Below are 15,759 nucleotides of genomic sequence, written 5' to 3' on the forward strand. Positions count from 1 at the left end.
TATCAGATTAACTACAATGAATATTAATTAGTTCTACATTTAATAATCCGTTACGAAATGTTGTAATTAAACAAGCTTCACCTCATGTTTAATTACGGACATTTTAACTATGAATATATTTCAACATGGAATAAAGAAAACTTTTTCCATCGCAGCACTACTCTGTGCGTCTGTTTCTTCCGCTTGTTATGCGGCGGAGACGGTCTCTACTAACCAAACGATGTGGGACGAGTGGAAAAATAATCCGGGATTTACTGAAGCACTCGATGAATTAGGTATTGACTACAATAATTTAATCAATCCAGCTTATGCATCAACCTATGATGTACAAAATGTCAATAACCCCCTGTTCTGGCTCAACCGTACTTTAAAAGTTTACGGTGAGGCTGAACAAGGTCGCTATCAAATTCCTGTTACCGAAGTTCATGGCAATGGCACGAACAGAACCACCAACGGTGGACGTAATAATTACTTCTTAACACATACATGGGGCGTCAAGGGTGAAAACGTTACCCTCCGTCTCGGTGATGTTCCGCAAAATGTTTCCTGCTATGCTGCCGTTGATCCTAACTACGAAGGTATTGTCGGTCCTGCTAATGAGCTTATTCTGAATGCAAACGGTGACACAACCTACACATTCTCTCAGAACGCGCTGCTTATCGTTGGGTGTCAGGATAAAACCAAAAAAATGGAGAATATTGATACATTCGTCTCCGTTGATATTGTTAACGGCGGTACGTATCACCCCCTCTTTATCTTTGGTATGAATGACAGAGCCGAGTGGCGCCAGCAGGCACAGGCCACAACGCCATCAGGCTACCACTTTATGTTTGATGGCAGGACACGCTTCGTTGCAAGTCAGGCAATTGCGCAAAACTCAGCAACTAAAAATATAGAGCAGACCCTCCGCCAGTCGCTGCTGCGAACCATTACTTATGACAAAGTCGATGGGCTGGATGGCTCGAGCTGGTTGCACCAGCCTAGCCGTGGCTTGCTCTTCGTCTCTTATCAGAGCTGCTGCTGGGCAAATAGCGGGCAAGGGCTGATTGGCGTGGGTGGTGACAGCTCAATCCCTGAGACGCCGAGCTGGCTCGACTGGCACGAATACGGTCATCAGTTCCAGATGGGATGGTCCTGGAGTGACCAGGGAGAAGTTACCGTCAACCTTTATTCTATCGCTGCATGTTACACCACCCTCGGCGATACCGATTTCAAAAACTGTCATAGTAATGAAGGCTTTTACGGTTTCGGTTGGGATCAACAAGCTATCGGCACTCTGCTGAAATCCGGGCACACCTGGAATTTTGCTAAAGAAGATCTGTTCCGTAGGGCGTCTTTCTTTGGTGAAATAATGACGAGCTGGCCACAGCTTTACCCGGCACTGTCGAAAGCTTACCGTGAAGTTAACCAGAATGACCCAACCCTGGTTAATAGCAGCCAGAAAAAAATCGACTGGTTTACGCTTAATGCCAGTAAAATCGCCGGCGTTAATCTGAACCAGTATTTCCAGCAGTGGAATATTCCCCTTTCCGCAGAGGCGATTGCAGCAATTAATGCGCTGAATTTACCTCAGCCTAAGAAAGTTGCGAAAACCTTTACTGGTAGCCTGAACGGCTCTTCCCCGATAACGATTGAAGTTCCAGCTGAAGATAACACCGTAAATATTGCTTTTGTGACCAACACACCTAAGGCGGGCCCTACCTCTCTGGTCTGGGTTGAGGATGGTGAAACGCCACTGTATGCGCAGGTTGTCGATAGCCGTAACAGAACCTTCATCGTGAAACTGCGTGGCCAGAACAGCCATGGCGGCTGCAATATTCATTCCGTTAACACCGCGGTAAACTGCAACTCTGGAACAAGTGCATATTTAAGAATCGCTTATAAAGCAGAAGATAACCCGCTTTTGCCTCAGGGCAGCTATACGGGTGTTCTCCACCTGATTGCGAATGACTGGCACAACACTGACTGGACGGCAAACGTGAATGTCGATCTCTCCATTGTGAAGTAAGTACTTTATTGCTGCGCCAGTTTCTGGCGCAGCAGAAAATGATTTGGTATCCCCCCTGCAATGCGTACAATCCGCCTCTCACTATGAATTATCCAGGAGAGTGGATGGACGCTCGTTTTGTTCAGGCCCATAAAGAAGCGCGCTGGGCGCTGTGGCTGACCCTTCTCTATCTTGCCGCATGGTTGGTAACCGCTTACTTACCTAATTCAGACATCGGTATTACCGGCCTGCCTCACTGGTTTGAAATGGCGTGCCTGCTGGTACCGCTGGTATTTATCCTGCTGTGCTGGGCGATGGTTAAATTTATCTACCGGGATATTCCGCTGGAGGACGATGATGCAGCTTGAAGTCATTCTGCCGCTTGTCGCATACCTGCTGGTCGTATTTGGCTTGTCCATTTATGCCATGCGTAAAAGGGCGACCGGCGCCTTTCTGAATGAGTATTTCCTCGGTAGCCGTTCGATGGGCGGCGTCGTGCTGGCCATGACGCTGACGGCCACCTACATCAGCGCCAGTTCATTTATCGGCGGTCCCGGTGCCGCGTATAAGTACGGGTTAGGCTGGGTACTGCTGGCCATGATCCAACTGCCTGCCGTCTGGCTTTCTCTGGGTATTCTGGGTAAAAAGTTTGCCATTCTGGCCCGGCGCTATAATGCCGTGACGCTCAACGATATGCTGTTTGCACGCTACCAGAGTCGCTTGCTGGTATGGCTGGCAAGCCTGAGCCTGCTGGTCGCCTTTATTGGTGCGATGACGGTGCAGTTTATCGGTGGAGCTCGTCTGCTGGAAACGGCAGCCGGGATCCCCTACGAGACAGGGTTGATTATCTTCGGGGTAAGCATTGCGCTGTATACTGCGTTTGGCGGATTCCGCGCCAGCGTGCTGAACGATACGCTGCAGGGAATGGTCATGCTGATTGGCACGATCGTTCTGCTGGTGGGCATCGTTCATGCTGCGGGTGGACTTACGCATGCGGTGGAAACCCTGGAAGCTATTGATCCGAAACTGGTCTCGCCGCAAGGCGCGGATGATATTCTTTCTCCGGCATTTATGACGTCGTTCTGGGTGTTAGTCTGCTTTGGGGTGATTGGTCTGCCCCATACCGCCGTGCGCTGTATCTCCTATAAAGACAGCAAAGCCGTTCACAAAGGCATTATTATCGGGACGATTGTCGTCGCGATCCTGATGTTCGGCATGCATCTGGCGGGTGCATTAGGACGTGCAGTCATCCCTGACCTTACCGTGCCGGATCTGGTGATCCCGACACTGATGGTTAAAGTGCTGCCGCCATTTGCCGCCGGGATTTTCCTTGCTGCGCCAATGGCCGCTATTATGTCCACTATCAACGCCCAGCTACTGCAAAGCTCCGCGACGATCATTAAAGATCTCTATCTCAACCTGCGTCCTGAGCAGGTAGAAAATGAACGTCGCCTGAAGCGTATGTCAGCCATTATTACGCTGGTGTTAGGGGCATTGCTGCTGTTAGCCGCATGGCGCCCGCCGGAGATGATCATCTGGCTGAACCTGCTGGCGTTCGGCGGCCTTGAAGCCGTTTTCCTCTGGCCGCTGGTGTTGGGTCTCTACTGGGAACGTGCCAATGCTGCAGGCGCGCTGGGCGCGATGATTGTTGGCGGGGTGCTGTATGCCCTCCTCGCAACGTTTAAGATTCAGTACCTGGGCTTCCATCCTATTGTGCCTTCGTTACTGCTAAGTTTACTGGCGTTTGTGGTGGGGAACCGTTTCGGTCAGCCCGTCCCACAGTCCGCTATGATTTCTACTGATAAATAAAGAGTTTTGCCATGCCGTGGATCCAATTAAAACTGAACACAACCGGCGCGAACGCCGAGGAACTGAGCGATGCGCTGATGGAGGCCGGCTCGGTCTCCATCACCTTCCAGGACACGCATGACACGCCGGTCTTCGAGCCGCTGCCGGGCGAAACGCGCCTGTGGGGTGATACCGACGTCATTGGACTTTTCGATGCCGAGACCGACATGAAAGAGGTCGTCGCCATCCTGGAAAACCATCCACTGTTAGGTGCAGGTTTCGTGCACAAAATCGAACAGCTGGAAGATAAAGACTGGGAACGGGAGTGGATGGATAACTTCCACCCGATGCAATTTGGCAAGCGACTGTGGATCTGCCCAAGCTGGCGCGAAGTGCCAGATGAAAACGCCGTCAACGTGATGCTCGACCCGGGCCTGGCATTTGGTACCGGCACCCACCCGACCACCTCCCTGTGCCTGCAGTGGCTGGACGGTCTGGATCTGGCAGGAAAAACCGTGATCGACTTCGGCTGCGGCTCTGGGATCCTCGCTATCGCGGCGCTGAAACTCGGTGCGGCAAAAGCGATTGGGATCGACATCGATCCGCAGGCAATTCAGGCCAGCCGCGATAACGCCGAGCGTAACGGCGTCTCCGATCGTCTGGAGCTGTATTTGCCGGATGCGCAGCCAGCGGCCATGAAAGCCGACGTGGTGGTCGCCAACATCCTGGCAGGCCCGTTACGTGAACTGGCACCGTTAATCAGCGTACTGCCCGTTGAGGGCGGTCTGCTGGGGCTTTCAGGTATCCTGGCAAGCCAGGCCGACAGCGTGTGTGAAGCCTACGCGGATCTCTTCGCCCTTGACCCGGTGGTAGAGAAAGAAGAGTGGTGCAGGATCACCGGTCGTAAAAAATAAGCATTTGGCGTGGTCATCTGACCACGCCTCTCCTCCACTGATAGTCCTCTCTCCCCGCGCATTTCTCCGGTAAAATAACCATACAAATCATAATGATTTGAATTACAACAATTCACCGGAAGAATATTATGAAACACATTACTGGCAAGGCAGCGCTGATTGCGCTGAGTATGATCTCGACTTCAGCTTTCGCTTCACACTGGAGCTACGAAGGGGAAGGTTCACCTGAACACTGGGGTGAACTGGACGAGGCCTACAAGACCTGTCAAAACGGGATGAATCAGTCTCCGATTAACATTGAATCGACCGCAAACGCCCATTTCTCTCCGCTTAAAACGCACTACAGTGATGGCCCTATGACGTTGACGAACAATGGCCATACCATTCAGGCCAGTGAGAAAGCGGATACCCGCGACACGATAACCCTGGATAATCAAGCCTGGACTCTGCAGCAGTTCCATTTCCACGCGCCGAGCGAGAACACCGTGCATGGCAAAAAATACGCAATGGAAATGCATCTGGTGCATAAAAATAACGCAGGTGAGCTGACCGTAGTGGCCGTCATGTTTGATAAAGGCGCCGCGAACCCGGAGCTTGATAAACTGTGGAGCGTGATGCCCCAACAGGCCGAACAGAACATCTCCATTAAGCAGGATCTCAACCTGAACAAGCTGCTCCCGGTCAACAAAACTTACTGGCGCTTCAGCGGTTCACTGACCACCCCACCTTGTTCAGAAGGCGTCACCTGGATTGTGCTTAAGCATCCTCTCACGCTCTCAGCAGAGCAGCTGGAGAAATTCACCCATACAATGCATCACGATAACAACCGCCCGGTACAGGCTCTGCATGGCCGTCTTGTGGTCGAATAATCTGCATTTTTTGCCCTGAGATCATGTTCTAAAATGCGACAGAGATCGCAAAGAAGTGAGGAAATCTGCTGCGAAAAACAGCAGATTATCCCGCTCAACTGTCGCGTTTAATGAGAAATGATGAGAAGTTACGGGAAATTGTAAGCGCTCATAAAACAATCATTTAATTATAACCCAATGATTTAAATGATGAATAATTTTTAACGGAATGATTGAGCGGCGATTCCTTGATCTACAACAGTGGATTGTTCAAAGTTTGGCCTTTCATCTCGTGCAAAAAATGCGTAATATACGCCGCCTTGCAGTCACAGTATGGTCATTTCTTAACTCATGCGCATCGGACACCACCAGCTTAGAAATCGCCTGATCGCAGCCCCAATGGCAGGTATTACCGACCGGCCGTTCAGGACGCTGTGCTATGAGATGGGAGCCGGTTTAACCGTATCCGAGATGATGTCGTCTAACCCGCAGGTCTGGGAAAGCGATAAATCCCGCCTTCGGATGGTGCACATTGATGAGCCAGGTATCCGCACCGTGCAAATCGCCGGAAGCGTGCCTGAAGAGATGGCAGATGCCGCGCGTATTAACGTGGAAAGTGGCGCCCAGATTATTGATATCAATATGGGTTGCCCGGCCAAGAAAGTGAATCGCAAGCTTGCAGGTTCAGCCCTTCTGCAATACCCCGATCAGGTGAAGTCTATCCTGACGGCGGTTGTCAGCGCGGTGGACGTTCCTGTTACGTTGAAGATTCGCACGGGTTGGTCGCCGGAACACCGTAACTGTGTAGAGATTGCCCAACTGGCCGAAGACTGTGGCATTCAGGCCCTGACCATTCATGGACGCACTCGCGCCTGTTTGTTCAATGGTGAAGCTGAATACGACAGCATTCGGGCAGTTAAGCAGAAGGTTTCCATTCCGATTATCGCGAATGGCGACATAACTGACCCGCTTAAAGCCAGGGCTGTGCTCGACTATACGGGAGCTGATGCTCTGATGATAGGACGTGCAGCTCAGGGAAGACCCTGGATCTTCCGGGAAATCCAGCATTATCTGGACACTGGGGAGCTGCTTGCCCCACTGCCTCTGGCAGAGGTTAAGCGCTTGCTTTGTTCGCATGTTCGGGAACTGCATGACCATTACGGTCAGGCAAAAGGGTACCGAATTGCGCGTAAACACGTCTTCTGGTATCTCCAGGAGCACGCTCCAGATGACCAGTTTCGGCGCACATTCAACGCCATAGAGGATGCCAGCGAACAGCTGGAGGCGTTGGAGGCATACTTCGAAAATCTTGCGTAATGAAATAAAGAGCTGACAGAACTATGTTCGAACAACGCGTAAATTCTGACGTACTGACCGTTTCTACCGTTAACTCTCAGGACCAGGTAACTCAAAAGCCCCTGCGTGACTCGGTTAAACAGGCACTGAAGAACTATTTTGCTCAACTGAATGGTCAGGATGTTAATGACCTGTATGAGCTGGTACTGGCTGAAGTTGAACAGCCACTGTTGGACATGGTGATGCAATACACCCGCGGTAACCAGACCCGCGCTGCGCTGATGATGGGTATCAACCGTGGTACTCTGCGTAAGAAACTGAAAAAATACGGCATGAACTAATTTCGATTAGCGAAATGCTTGTTTAAAAAGGCGCTACTCGGCATGGGGATGCGCCTTTTTTATTGCCTGTTAATGTTATCGTCAACGCTTTGTAAACCCTCGCGTATCCCGCTTTTAAACCGCAACTTTTCGTGTATATTTCCACCACTTCAGTGGTTCTCTTCTCGCGGACTGACACAATGATTCGTAAATACTGGTGGCTGGTTGTCTTTGCAATCTCCGTTTTCCTCTTCGATGCCCTTTTGATGCAGTGGATTGAACTGATGAGCACTGAAACCGACAAGTGCCGCAATATGAACTCCGTGAACCCGCTCAAATTAGTGAACTGCTCAGAACTCGATTAACGCCCTGACGTCACTGCCCCCGAATTACCCACTAAAAACGGGGATTTAAAACCCTTTGAGCCGTTACCTTACGGTGATAATGTCTCGCCCTTCTCAACCTCTCCTGCTTAACGTCAGACACGAGTAGAACCGACCATGCTGGTTAGCCAATACAACCTTATCCTTGTAGTTCTCTCCTTCGTTGTGGCCATCCTCGCGTCGTATACCGCACTGAATATGGCGGCACGCGTCGCCGGAAGTCAGGGCGTCGCCGCCCGCGTCTGGTTGGCTGGCGGCGGTATTGCGATGGGCATTGGCGTGTGGGCTATGCACTTTATCGGCATGCTGGCGATGGACCTCTCCATGAGCATGAGTTACAACGTCAGCCTGACCATTTTATCCATGGTCATTGCCGTGGGTTCTTCACTGTTTGCACTCTGGCTCGTCAGCTGTGAACAACTGCGCTTGCGCCGTCTGCTACCCGGCGCGCTGGTGATGGGAAGCGGTATTATCGCCATGCATTACACCGGTATGGCCGCGCTGGAAGTGAGGCCCGGTATCGTCTGGGACACGTTGTGGGTGGCCATTTCAGTCATCATTGCCCTTGCCGCTTCGCTTGCTGCATTGTGGCTGACCTTCCGCCTGCGTCACGAAGCGGCTCAGGTCGTGCTGATGCGTCTGGGTGCCGCCATCACAATGGGCATTGCCATTGCCGGTATGCACTACGCCGGGATGAGAGCCGCGCAGTTTCCAATGTCGACGATGACGCACCATGTTGGTATTAACAGCAGCTGGCTCGCCATGCTGGTCAGCGTCGTCGCGCTCTCTATTCTTGGGATCACCCTGCTGGTGTCGATGCTGGATGCCCGTCTTCAGGCACGTACTGCCCTACTGGCCTCATCGCTTGCAGAAGCGAACCGGGAACTTGCTCAACTGGCGCTGCAGGATACGCTAACGCGCCTGCCCAACCGCATCCTGCTGGAAGACCGACTCGATCAGGCGATCAGTAAAGCCGATCGTGAAGGAACCCATTTTGCGCTGATGTTTATGGATCTCGACGGCTTTAAAGCCATCAATGACGCCTATGGTCATGATGTCGGTGACAAACTGCTGGTCGCCGTTACGCAGCGTCTGCTGCTGCTTCTGAAGGGCCAGTTCACTCTTGCACGTATCGGCGGTGATGAGTTTGTTCTGCTGGCTGAGGGCGAAGGCCCGGACGATGCGGCCTCACTGGCAAATTCGCTGGTACGCGCAATCGATAGCCCGTTCAACCTCGACCCTTATGAACTGATGGTGACCCTCAGCATTGGTATCGCTTTTTATCCTCACGACGGCAAAACCGAACGCGAGTTGATGTTTAACGCCGACGCGGCGATGTACCACACCAAGCATATGGGCCGAAACGGTTATCACTTTTTCCAGCCTTCCATGAACACCCTGGCGCAGACCCATCTTCAGTTAATGAACGATCTGTGGATGGCCATCGAACGCAATGAGCTGCGCCTGTTGTATCAGCCAAAATTTCACGCGCCCGCAGGACCTCTCCTCGGGTTTGAGGCACTGTTGCGCTGGCAACATCCTAAGCAGGGACTACTGACGCCGGATCTTTTCCTGCCACTGGCGGAAAAGACGGGGCTTATCATCCCTATTGGTAACTGGGTGATCAATGAAGCCTGCCGCCAGCTGAGAGAATGGCATCTTCAGGGACATCAAGACTGGTCAATGGCTGTAAACCTGTCGACATTGCAGTTTGAACAACCATCACTGGTTAAAACGGTTCTCGACTGCCTGGAGCGCCATCAGGTACCGCCGGAAATGCTGATCCTGGAAGTTACGGAAACGACGGCAATGAGCAACCCGGATGAGAGCGTACGGGTGCTGACAGAATTGACGAATGCAGGCGTGAAAGCGTCCATTGATGACTTTGGAACCGGGTATTCAAGCCTGCTGTATCTCAAGCGCTTACCGGCCTGTGAACTGAAGATCGACAGAGCATTTGTAAAAGAGTTAAGCGGGGAAAGCGAGGATGCCACCATTGTCTCGGCGATTGTGGCTCTCGCAAAAACACTTAACCTGAAAGTCGTGGCTGAAGGTGTGGAAACCGAAGCCCAGCAAACCTTTTTAACAGAGCTGGGTTGTAACACCCTTCAGGGTTATCTGTTAGGCAAACCAGCCAGCGCGCAGACCATAGAGGCGCTTTGTGCGCGAGGTGAAATGTTGCCTGGCGCTGAGCTGTAGTCATCCTGAGGCGACACGCGCAAGACAGGGAGTGTCGCCAGAATACTGTCGACCAGCGCGGGTGCCTGTTGATAGAGATTAAAACTGTCGGTATTCATTAACCAGTTTTTAATGATTCCGCTAAAAAAGCCATGCAATACAATCATGGTCAGCTCAACATTCATCTGCGCCGCAACGATTCTCTGAGAAATACATTTTTCCAGCGTGATACGTAAAGAATCATAATTAAAGCCAATGCGTTTACGGATTTCATCTTCTGAAATCATATCGCTATGAAACTCACATTTATGATACAGAATTTGTAAAAGCGCGCATTGCCGGGGTTCATGCGCGATATACTGTAGTGCAGTAATAAATTGCTCACGAAGCATTAACAACGGGTCATCATTTTCGGAAAGAGAAAGCCTGTCGCAAATAATGTCACGCAGCGGTAATTGCTGTTCCCAGATCGCATTAAATATCTCTGCTTTACTGGTAAAGTGCCAGTAGATGGCACCGCGCGTAACCTTTGCGGCATCCGCGATATCCGTCAGCGTGGTACTGGCCACGCCACGCGTCGCAAACTGCCCGATAGCCGCCTCAATCAACTGCTGTCGGGTCTGTTGAGCCTCTTCTTTTTTTTTACGCGCCATAGGCAGCTACTCGTTACTCACTGGGTTTATACGTGACCTCGGGTTCGGATGGCTGGAATTATTCCCTAAAACCCGTTTTCATTTTGCACAAAAAAAGTCAAATCCCTTAACTCATAATTTATACAAATGCATAATCAATATTTAATTCATGATGTGAATATTTTAAGGCATTAAACCCTCTTTATCTGGTTAGCCTGGAGGGGAGTATATTCATATCTTCTCCGGGCCCCATTCTGATTTTTCCTTCACGCCTCGTCATTCGCACTTATAAATTAAAAAACATTAAATATCCTCATTATTATACGCAGCTACATTTTATTTTTTTATCCCTCTGCCCCAACGACCGTTCTACGGCAAATCTCGGTTAATGGGTATTTAAAGGAACAGTAATGACGAATCATTTCAGACGTTTGCCCTTATCCGGTTTCATTGTCTGCGCTGTACTGCTCTCTGGATGCGATGGCCAGGAAAACCAACAACAACATCCCCAGGCACCTCAGGTCAGCGTGCATATCGTGAAAAGCGCGCCGCTGGCGGTCACCACTGAACTCCCGGGCAGAACGGATGCATTCCGCGTGGCGGAGGTTCGTCCACAGGTTAGCGGTATCATCCTGCGTCGTAACTTCACGGAAGGTAGCGATGTAAAAGCAGGAGATTCGCTTTACCAGATTGATCCTGCGACCTATCAGGCGGCTTACGACAGCGCGAAAGGTGAGCTGGCGAAGGCCCAGGCGGCGGCCAATATTGCGCATCTGACAGTAAAACGTTATCTCCCGCTGGTAGGCACCCAGTATGTCAGCAAGCAAGAGTATGACCAGGCCGTGGCAACAGCCCAACAGGCCGATGCCAGTGTTATCGCCGCCAAAGCCGGCGTCGAAAGTGCACGTATTAACCTTGCCTATACCAAAGTGACGTCTCCCGTCGATGGGCGCATCGGCAAATCCAGCGTGACAGAAGGTGCTCTCGTCACGAACGGGCAGGCCTCTGCACTGGCAACAGTCCAGCAGCTTGATCCGATTTACGTCGACGTCACCCAGTCCAGCAATGAATTTATGCGCCTGAAACAGACAAGCCTGCAAAAAGGCGACACGGCCAGCAGCGTTGAACTGCTGATGGAAAATGGTCAGCCTTATCCGCTGAAAGGAACGTTGCAGTTCTCAGACGTCACGGTGGATGAAAGTACCGGTTCGATTACCTTGCGCGCCATTTTCCCTAACCCTCAACACCTTCTGTTACCCGGGATGTTCGTTCGCGCCCGCATTGATGAAGGCACACAGCCGAATGCAATTCTGATTCCCCAGCAGGGCCTGACCCGTACGCCGCGAGGGGATGCAACCGTCATGGTGGTTAACGATAAAAACCAGGTTGAGCCACGCACCGTCGTTGCGCCTCAGGCCATTGGCGATCGCTGGCTGGTGACGGAAGGGCTGAAAAACGGTGACCGCGTGATTGTCAGCGGATTACAAAAAGCCAGGCCAGGTGCCACCGTCGTCGCCACCCCAGATACCACCACAGCGCCCGCCAGTTAAGGAACGACGACATGGCTAATTTCTTTATTCAGCGGCCGGTTTTCGCCTGGGTACTTGCCATCATTTTGATGATTGCAGGCGGGCTGGCTATTCTCAAACTGCCCGTTGCCCAGTATCCAACGATTGCCCCGCCAGCCGTTGCGATTTCCGCAACCTACCCCGGCGCAGATGCCCAGACGGTACAGGATACCGTGACCCAGGTTATCGAACAGAACATGAACGGTATCGATAACCTGATGTATATGTCCTCCACCAGCGATTCAGCGGGTAATGTCACCATCACCCTGACCTTCGAGTCGGGAACAGACCCGGACATCGCCCAGGTGCAGGTGCAGAACACGTTGCAGCTGGCCATGCCGCTGCTGCCGCAAGAAGTTCAGCAGCAAGGGATTGGCGTTGAGAAGTCCAGCAGCAGCTTCCTTTTGGTCGCCGGTTTTGTTTCGGACAATAAAAGCCTTACTCAGGATGATATCTCCGACTACGTCGCTTCGAACGTCAAGGATGCCATCAGCCGAACATCGGGTGTCGGCGACGTTCAGCTGTTTGGTGCCCAGTATGCGATGCGCATCTGGCTCGACAGTAACGCGATGAACAAATACCAACTGACGCCGCTGGATATTATCAATCAGTTAAAAACGCAGAACGACCAGATAGCGGCAGGCCAGTTGGGTGGAACACCATCAGTCCCTGGACAGCAGCTGAATGCCTCCATCATCGCGCAAACTCGCCTGAAATCACCGGAAGAGTTTGGTCGCGTCACGCTCAAAGTGAACCAGGACGGCTCAATGGTTCATCTGAAGGATGTGGCTCGCATTGAGTTGGGTGGCGAAAACTACAATATGGTGACCAAAATCAACGGGCAGGCGGCAACCGGTCTGGGGATTAAGCTCGCTACTGGTGCAAACGCGCTGGATACGGCGGCAGCCATCAAGAGCAAGCTGGCACAACTGCAACAGTTCTTCCCGCAGGGACTGAAGGTCGTCTACCCCTACGACACCACGCCTTTTGTGAAAATCTCGATTCATGAAGTGGTGAAGACCCTGTTTGAGGCGATCATTCTGGTCTTCCTGGTCATGTATCTGTTCCTGCAAAACCTGCGGGCAACGCTGATCCCAACGATCGCCGTGCCGGTTGTTCTGCTGGGGACCTTCGCCGTGCTGGCTGCGTTCGGTTTCTCCATCAATACCCTGACGATGTTTGGGATGGTGCTGGCGATAGGGCTACTGGTTGATGACGCCATCGTGGTCGTCGAGAACGTTGAGCGCGTGATGGTGGAAGATAAACTGCCGCCGAAAGAGGCCACGCAGAAGTCGATGGAGCAGATTCAGGGCGCGCTGGTGGGGATCGCCATGGTCCTCTCGGCGGTCTTTGTTCCGATGGCCTTTTTTGGTGGCTCGACTGGGGCCATCTATCGCCAGTTCTCGTTAACTATCGTTTCCGCGATGGCGCTATCCGTGCTGGTCGCGCTGATCCTGACCCCTGCACTCTGCGCAACGTTGCTTAAGCCCGTCTCCAGCGACCACCATGAGAAGAAAAGGGGCTTCTTTGGCTGGTTCAATGCGCTCTTTGATAAGAGTGTGGAACACTACAGCAACAGCGTGAGCGGTATTTTGCGTAAGACCGGTCGCTATCTGGTGGTGTATGTCATTATTGTTGGTGGCATGGCGGTGTTGTTCCTGCGCTTACCGACCTCCTTCCTGCCCGAAGAGGACCAGGGGGTCTTTATGACAATGGTTCAACTCCCGGCGGGGGCGACCCAGACGCGTACTCAGGCGGTCCTCGACCAGGTTCAGGACTACTATCTGGACAAAGAGAAGGCGAACGTTGAATCCGTCTTCACCGTAAACGGCTTTAGCTTTAGCGGCCAGGGTCAGAACTCCGGTATTGCCTTTGTCAGCCTGAAGCCCTGGGAGGAGCGCCCGGGCGAGAAAAATAGCGTTGAAGCTATCGTGGGTCGCGCGACAAAAGCGTTCAGTCAGATTAAAGACGGCCTGGTGTTCCCGTTCAACCTGCCTGCGATTATTGAGCTTGGAACCGCAACGGGATTCGACTTTGAACTTATCGATCAGGCTAACCTGGGACATACCCAGCTGACGCAGGCACGTAATCAACTGCTCGCGATGGTAAAAGAGCACCCAGACCTGCTGGTGCGCGTGCGTCCAAACGGACTGGAAGATACGCCTCAGTTCAAGCTGGATGTCGATCAGGAAAAGGCGCAGGCATTGGGCGTCAGTCTTTCCGACGTCAACCAGACCATCTCAACGGCGTTGGGTGGCACCTATGTGAACGACTTTATCGACCACGGGCGCGTGAAAAAAGTTTACGTGCAGGCAGATGCCCGTTTCCGCATGCTGCCGGGGGACATTAACAACCTTTACGTGCGCAGCGCGAACGGAGAGATGGTTCCCTTCTCCGCCTTTAGCTACTCTCACTGGGTTTATGGCTCACCTCGCCTGGAACGCTTCAACGGGATGCCTTCAATGGAGATCCTCGGGGAATCCGCACCGGGTAAAAGTACCGGGGAAGCAATGGTGTTGATGGAAAGCCTGGCCGCAAAACTGCCTGCAGGAATTGGCTATGACTGGACGGGCATGTCTTATCAGGAACGCCTTTCCGGTAACCAGGCGCCCGCACTGTATGCCATTTCACTGATCGTGGTGTTCCTGTGTCTGGCGGCCCTGTATGAGAGCTGGTCCATCCCATTCTCCGTGATGCTGGTTGTGCCGCTGGGTGTTATCGGTGCTCTGCTCGCCGCGTCGCTGCGCGGATTGAACAATGACGTCTATTTCCAGGTCGGCCTGCTGACGACAATTGGCCTGTCGGCGAAAAACGCCATCCTGATTGTCGAATTTGCTAAGGACCTGATGGATAAAGAAGGTAAAGGGATTATTGAAGCCACCCTGGAAGCATCAAGGATGCGCCTTCGACCGATCCTGATGACCTCCCTGGCCTTTATCCTTGGCGTCATGCCGCTGGTAATCAGTACCGGAGCCGGGAGCGGTGCGCAAAATGCTGTCGGTACGGGCGTTATGGGAGGCATGCTTTCCGCGACGCTGCTGGCGATTTTCTTTGTTCCCGTTTTCTTTGTGGTTGTCCGGCGACGGTTTACCCGCCATAAAGAGTAACGCCCCCATGAAAGGCACCCTGTGGTGCCTTTTTTATTTTTAATATAAACAATAGATTAGACATTATTGAATTGCAGTGTTAAAAATGCGGTGATTTACATTAAGTAGAAACGCCCTGTTGTGTCTTCATAATTTCTCCATTAATTCATCCTGAAACCGACTTTTCTCCACGATTTTTACAAACGACATACTTTGAGATTATTCCCCGTGCAACGAGGTGTTACCCCGGTGGTAAAATAGCCTCCAGTTCGTTAATAGCCCTCCTGGCTTTGTAGCGAATGAGAAATAATACTGAGGTAACATCATGAAAAGATTCATTTCCGTTGCACTTCTCGCTGCGCTACTTGCTGGATGCGCGCACGATTCTCCATGTGTACCGGTTTACGATGACCAGGGTCGACTGGTTCATACCAATACCTGTATGAAAGGCACCACCCAGGATAACTGGGAAACCGCGGGTGCTATCGCCGGCGGAGCGGCTGCCGTGGCGGGTTTGACGCTGGGTATCGTTGCCCTGACGAAGTAACATCAATTAAGAAAGCGCGGCTCGGGCCGCGCTTTTGCGTTTAAAAAGTGCATTGTTTTCTAATTAGTAAAAAAAAAGCCCCGTTTTTATTCAAGAAATTAATTCCCATCGACTGGCTATCACATCTTTTTAGTATATAAAAGTTTATTTCATATTTTATCGTGATGATTTTCACACATTAATCTTATTGAATACCCTGCCAATATTCACTT

The 15,759-nt window shown here is 51.8% G+C and carries 13 protein-coding genes; 12 read left to right on the forward strand and 1 reads right to left on the reverse strand.

From position 1 onward, the window contains the following. Positions 1-109 precede the first annotated feature (109 nt). From G0034_RS20640 to G0034_RS20680, 9 genes are all read left to right on the forward strand, one after another. The gene (locus G0034_RS20640) at positions 110-2,008 is read left to right on the forward strand and encodes a M60 family metallopeptidase (protein WP_228037406.1); all 1,899 of its coding nucleotides are present in this window, start codon (positions 110-112) and stop codon (positions 2,006-2,008) included. 104 nt (positions 2,009-2,112) lie between these two features. Continuing rightward, positions 2,113-2,355, forward strand: coding sequence for a YhdT family protein (locus G0034_RS20645; protein WP_014885441.1), 243 nt, complete (start codon positions 2,113-2,115; stop codon positions 2,353-2,355). Next, positions 2,345-3,796: a sodium/pantothenate symporter gene (gene panF / locus G0034_RS20650; protein WP_045268628.1), complete on the forward strand. Its 1,452-nt coding sequence runs from the start codon at positions 2,345-2,347 to the stop codon at positions 3,794-3,796. The genes G0034_RS20645 and panF overlap by 11 nt, the downstream gene beginning before the upstream one ends. A gap of 11 nt (positions 3,797-3,807) precedes the next feature. Beyond that, positions 3,808-4,689, forward strand: coding sequence for a 50S ribosomal protein L11 methyltransferase (gene prmA / locus G0034_RS20655; RefSeq protein WP_014885443.1), 882 nt, complete (start codon positions 3,808-3,810; stop codon positions 4,687-4,689). A 128-nt stretch (positions 4,690-4,817) separates the two neighbouring features. After that, positions 4,818-5,558, forward strand: a complete 741-nt coding sequence (locus G0034_RS20660) for a carbonic anhydrase (protein ID WP_032635399.1) — start codon at positions 4,818-4,820, stop codon at positions 5,556-5,558. 330 nt (positions 5,559-5,888) lie between these two features. Beyond that, on the forward strand, positions 5,889-6,854 hold the full coding sequence (dusB, locus tag G0034_RS20665) for a tRNA dihydrouridine synthase DusB (protein ID WP_179121241.1): 966 nt from the start codon (positions 5,889-5,891) through the stop codon (positions 6,852-6,854). Positions 6,855-6,877: 23 nt separating this feature from the next. Next, a complete protein-coding gene (fis, locus tag G0034_RS20670) occupies positions 6,878-7,174 on the forward strand; it encodes a DNA-binding transcriptional regulator Fis (RefSeq protein ID WP_000462905.1) in 297 nt (98 codons plus the stop codon). A gap of 179 nt (positions 7,175-7,353) precedes the next feature. Continuing rightward, complete coding sequence (locus tag G0034_RS20675) at positions 7,354-7,518, forward strand: DUF2556 family protein (protein ID WP_014885446.1); 165 nt, start codon at positions 7,354-7,356, stop codon at positions 7,516-7,518. A gap of 135 nt (positions 7,519-7,653) precedes the next feature. Beyond that, positions 7,654-9,735: a putative bifunctional diguanylate cyclase/phosphodiesterase gene (locus G0034_RS20680; protein ID WP_023331429.1), complete on the forward strand. Its 2,082-nt coding sequence runs from the start codon at positions 7,654-7,656 to the stop codon at positions 9,733-9,735. Here G0034_RS20680 and envR read toward each other — a convergent pair. Further along, the gene (gene envR / locus G0034_RS20685) at positions 9,651-10,367 is read right to left on the reverse strand and encodes an acrEF/envCD operon transcriptional regulator (RefSeq protein WP_032635392.1); all 717 of its coding nucleotides are present in this window, start codon (positions 10,365-10,367) and stop codon (positions 9,651-9,653) included. The genes G0034_RS20680 and envR overlap by 85 nt on opposite strands. 389 nt (positions 10,368-10,756) lie before the next feature. Here envR and G0034_RS20690 point away from each other — a divergent pair, with 389 nt between their 5' ends. From G0034_RS20690 to G0034_RS20700, 3 genes are all read left to right on the forward strand, one after another. Further along, positions 10,757-11,896, forward strand: a complete 1,140-nt coding sequence (locus G0034_RS20690; RefSeq protein ID WP_014885449.1) for an efflux RND transporter periplasmic adaptor subunit — start codon at positions 10,757-10,759, stop codon at positions 11,894-11,896. An 11-nt stretch (positions 11,897-11,907) separates the two neighbouring features. After that, the gene (locus G0034_RS20695; RefSeq protein WP_179121242.1) at positions 11,908-15,021 is read left to right on the forward strand and encodes an efflux RND transporter permease subunit; all 3,114 of its coding nucleotides are present in this window, start codon (positions 11,908-11,910) and stop codon (positions 15,019-15,021) included. Positions 15,022-15,325: 304 nt separating this feature from the next. Continuing rightward, positions 15,326-15,547 carry a lipoprotein gene (locus tag G0034_RS20700; protein WP_008502867.1) on the forward strand — a complete coding sequence of 74 codons (222 nt, stop codon included), beginning with the start codon at positions 15,326-15,328 and terminating at the stop codon, positions 15,545-15,547. Positions 15,548-15,759: the final 212 nt, after the last annotated feature.

It is taken from the genome of Enterobacter sp. T2, assembly GCF_010692925.1.
Lineage (GTDB): Bacteria > Pseudomonadota > Gammaproteobacteria > Enterobacterales > Enterobacteriaceae > Enterobacter > Enterobacter kobei.

Coding starts and splice junctions, on each gene's coding strand:
- panF (WP_045268628.1), top strand. CDS start 2,345: ATGCAGCTTGAAGTCATTCTGCCGCTTGTCGCATACCTGCTGGTCGTA.
- envR (WP_032635392.1), bottom strand. CDS start 10,367: ATGGCGCGTAAAAAAAAAGAAGAGGCTCAACAGACCCGACAGCAGTTG.
- G0034_RS20640 (WP_228037406.1), top strand. CDS start 110: ATGAATATATTTCAACATGGAATAAAGAAAACTTTTTCCATCGCAGCA.
- G0034_RS20690 (WP_014885449.1), top strand. CDS start 10,757: ATGACGAATCATTTCAGACGTTTGCCCTTATCCGGTTTCATTGTCTGC.
- G0034_RS20645 (WP_014885441.1), top strand. CDS start 2,113: ATGGACGCTCGTTTTGTTCAGGCCCATAAAGAAGCGCGCTGGGCGCTG.
- G0034_RS20675 (WP_014885446.1), top strand. CDS start 7,354: ATGATTCGTAAATACTGGTGGCTGGTTGTCTTTGCAATCTCCGTTTTC.
- G0034_RS20660 (WP_032635399.1), top strand. CDS start 4,818: ATGAAACACATTACTGGCAAGGCAGCGCTGATTGCGCTGAGTATGATC.
- G0034_RS20700 (WP_008502867.1), top strand. CDS start 15,326: ATGAAAAGATTCATTTCCGTTGCACTTCTCGCTGCGCTACTTGCTGGA.
- G0034_RS20680 (WP_023331429.1), top strand. CDS start 7,654: ATGCTGGTTAGCCAATACAACCTTATCCTTGTAGTTCTCTCCTTCGTT.
- fis (WP_000462905.1), top strand. CDS start 6,878: ATGTTCGAACAACGCGTAAATTCTGACGTACTGACCGTTTCTACCGTT.
- G0034_RS20695 (WP_179121242.1), top strand. CDS start 11,908: ATGGCTAATTTCTTTATTCAGCGGCCGGTTTTCGCCTGGGTACTTGCC.
- prmA (WP_014885443.1), top strand. CDS start 3,808: ATGCCGTGGATCCAATTAAAACTGAACACAACCGGCGCGAACGCCGAG.
- dusB (WP_179121241.1), top strand. CDS start 5,889: ATGCGCATCGGACACCACCAGCTTAGAAATCGCCTGATCGCAGCCCCA.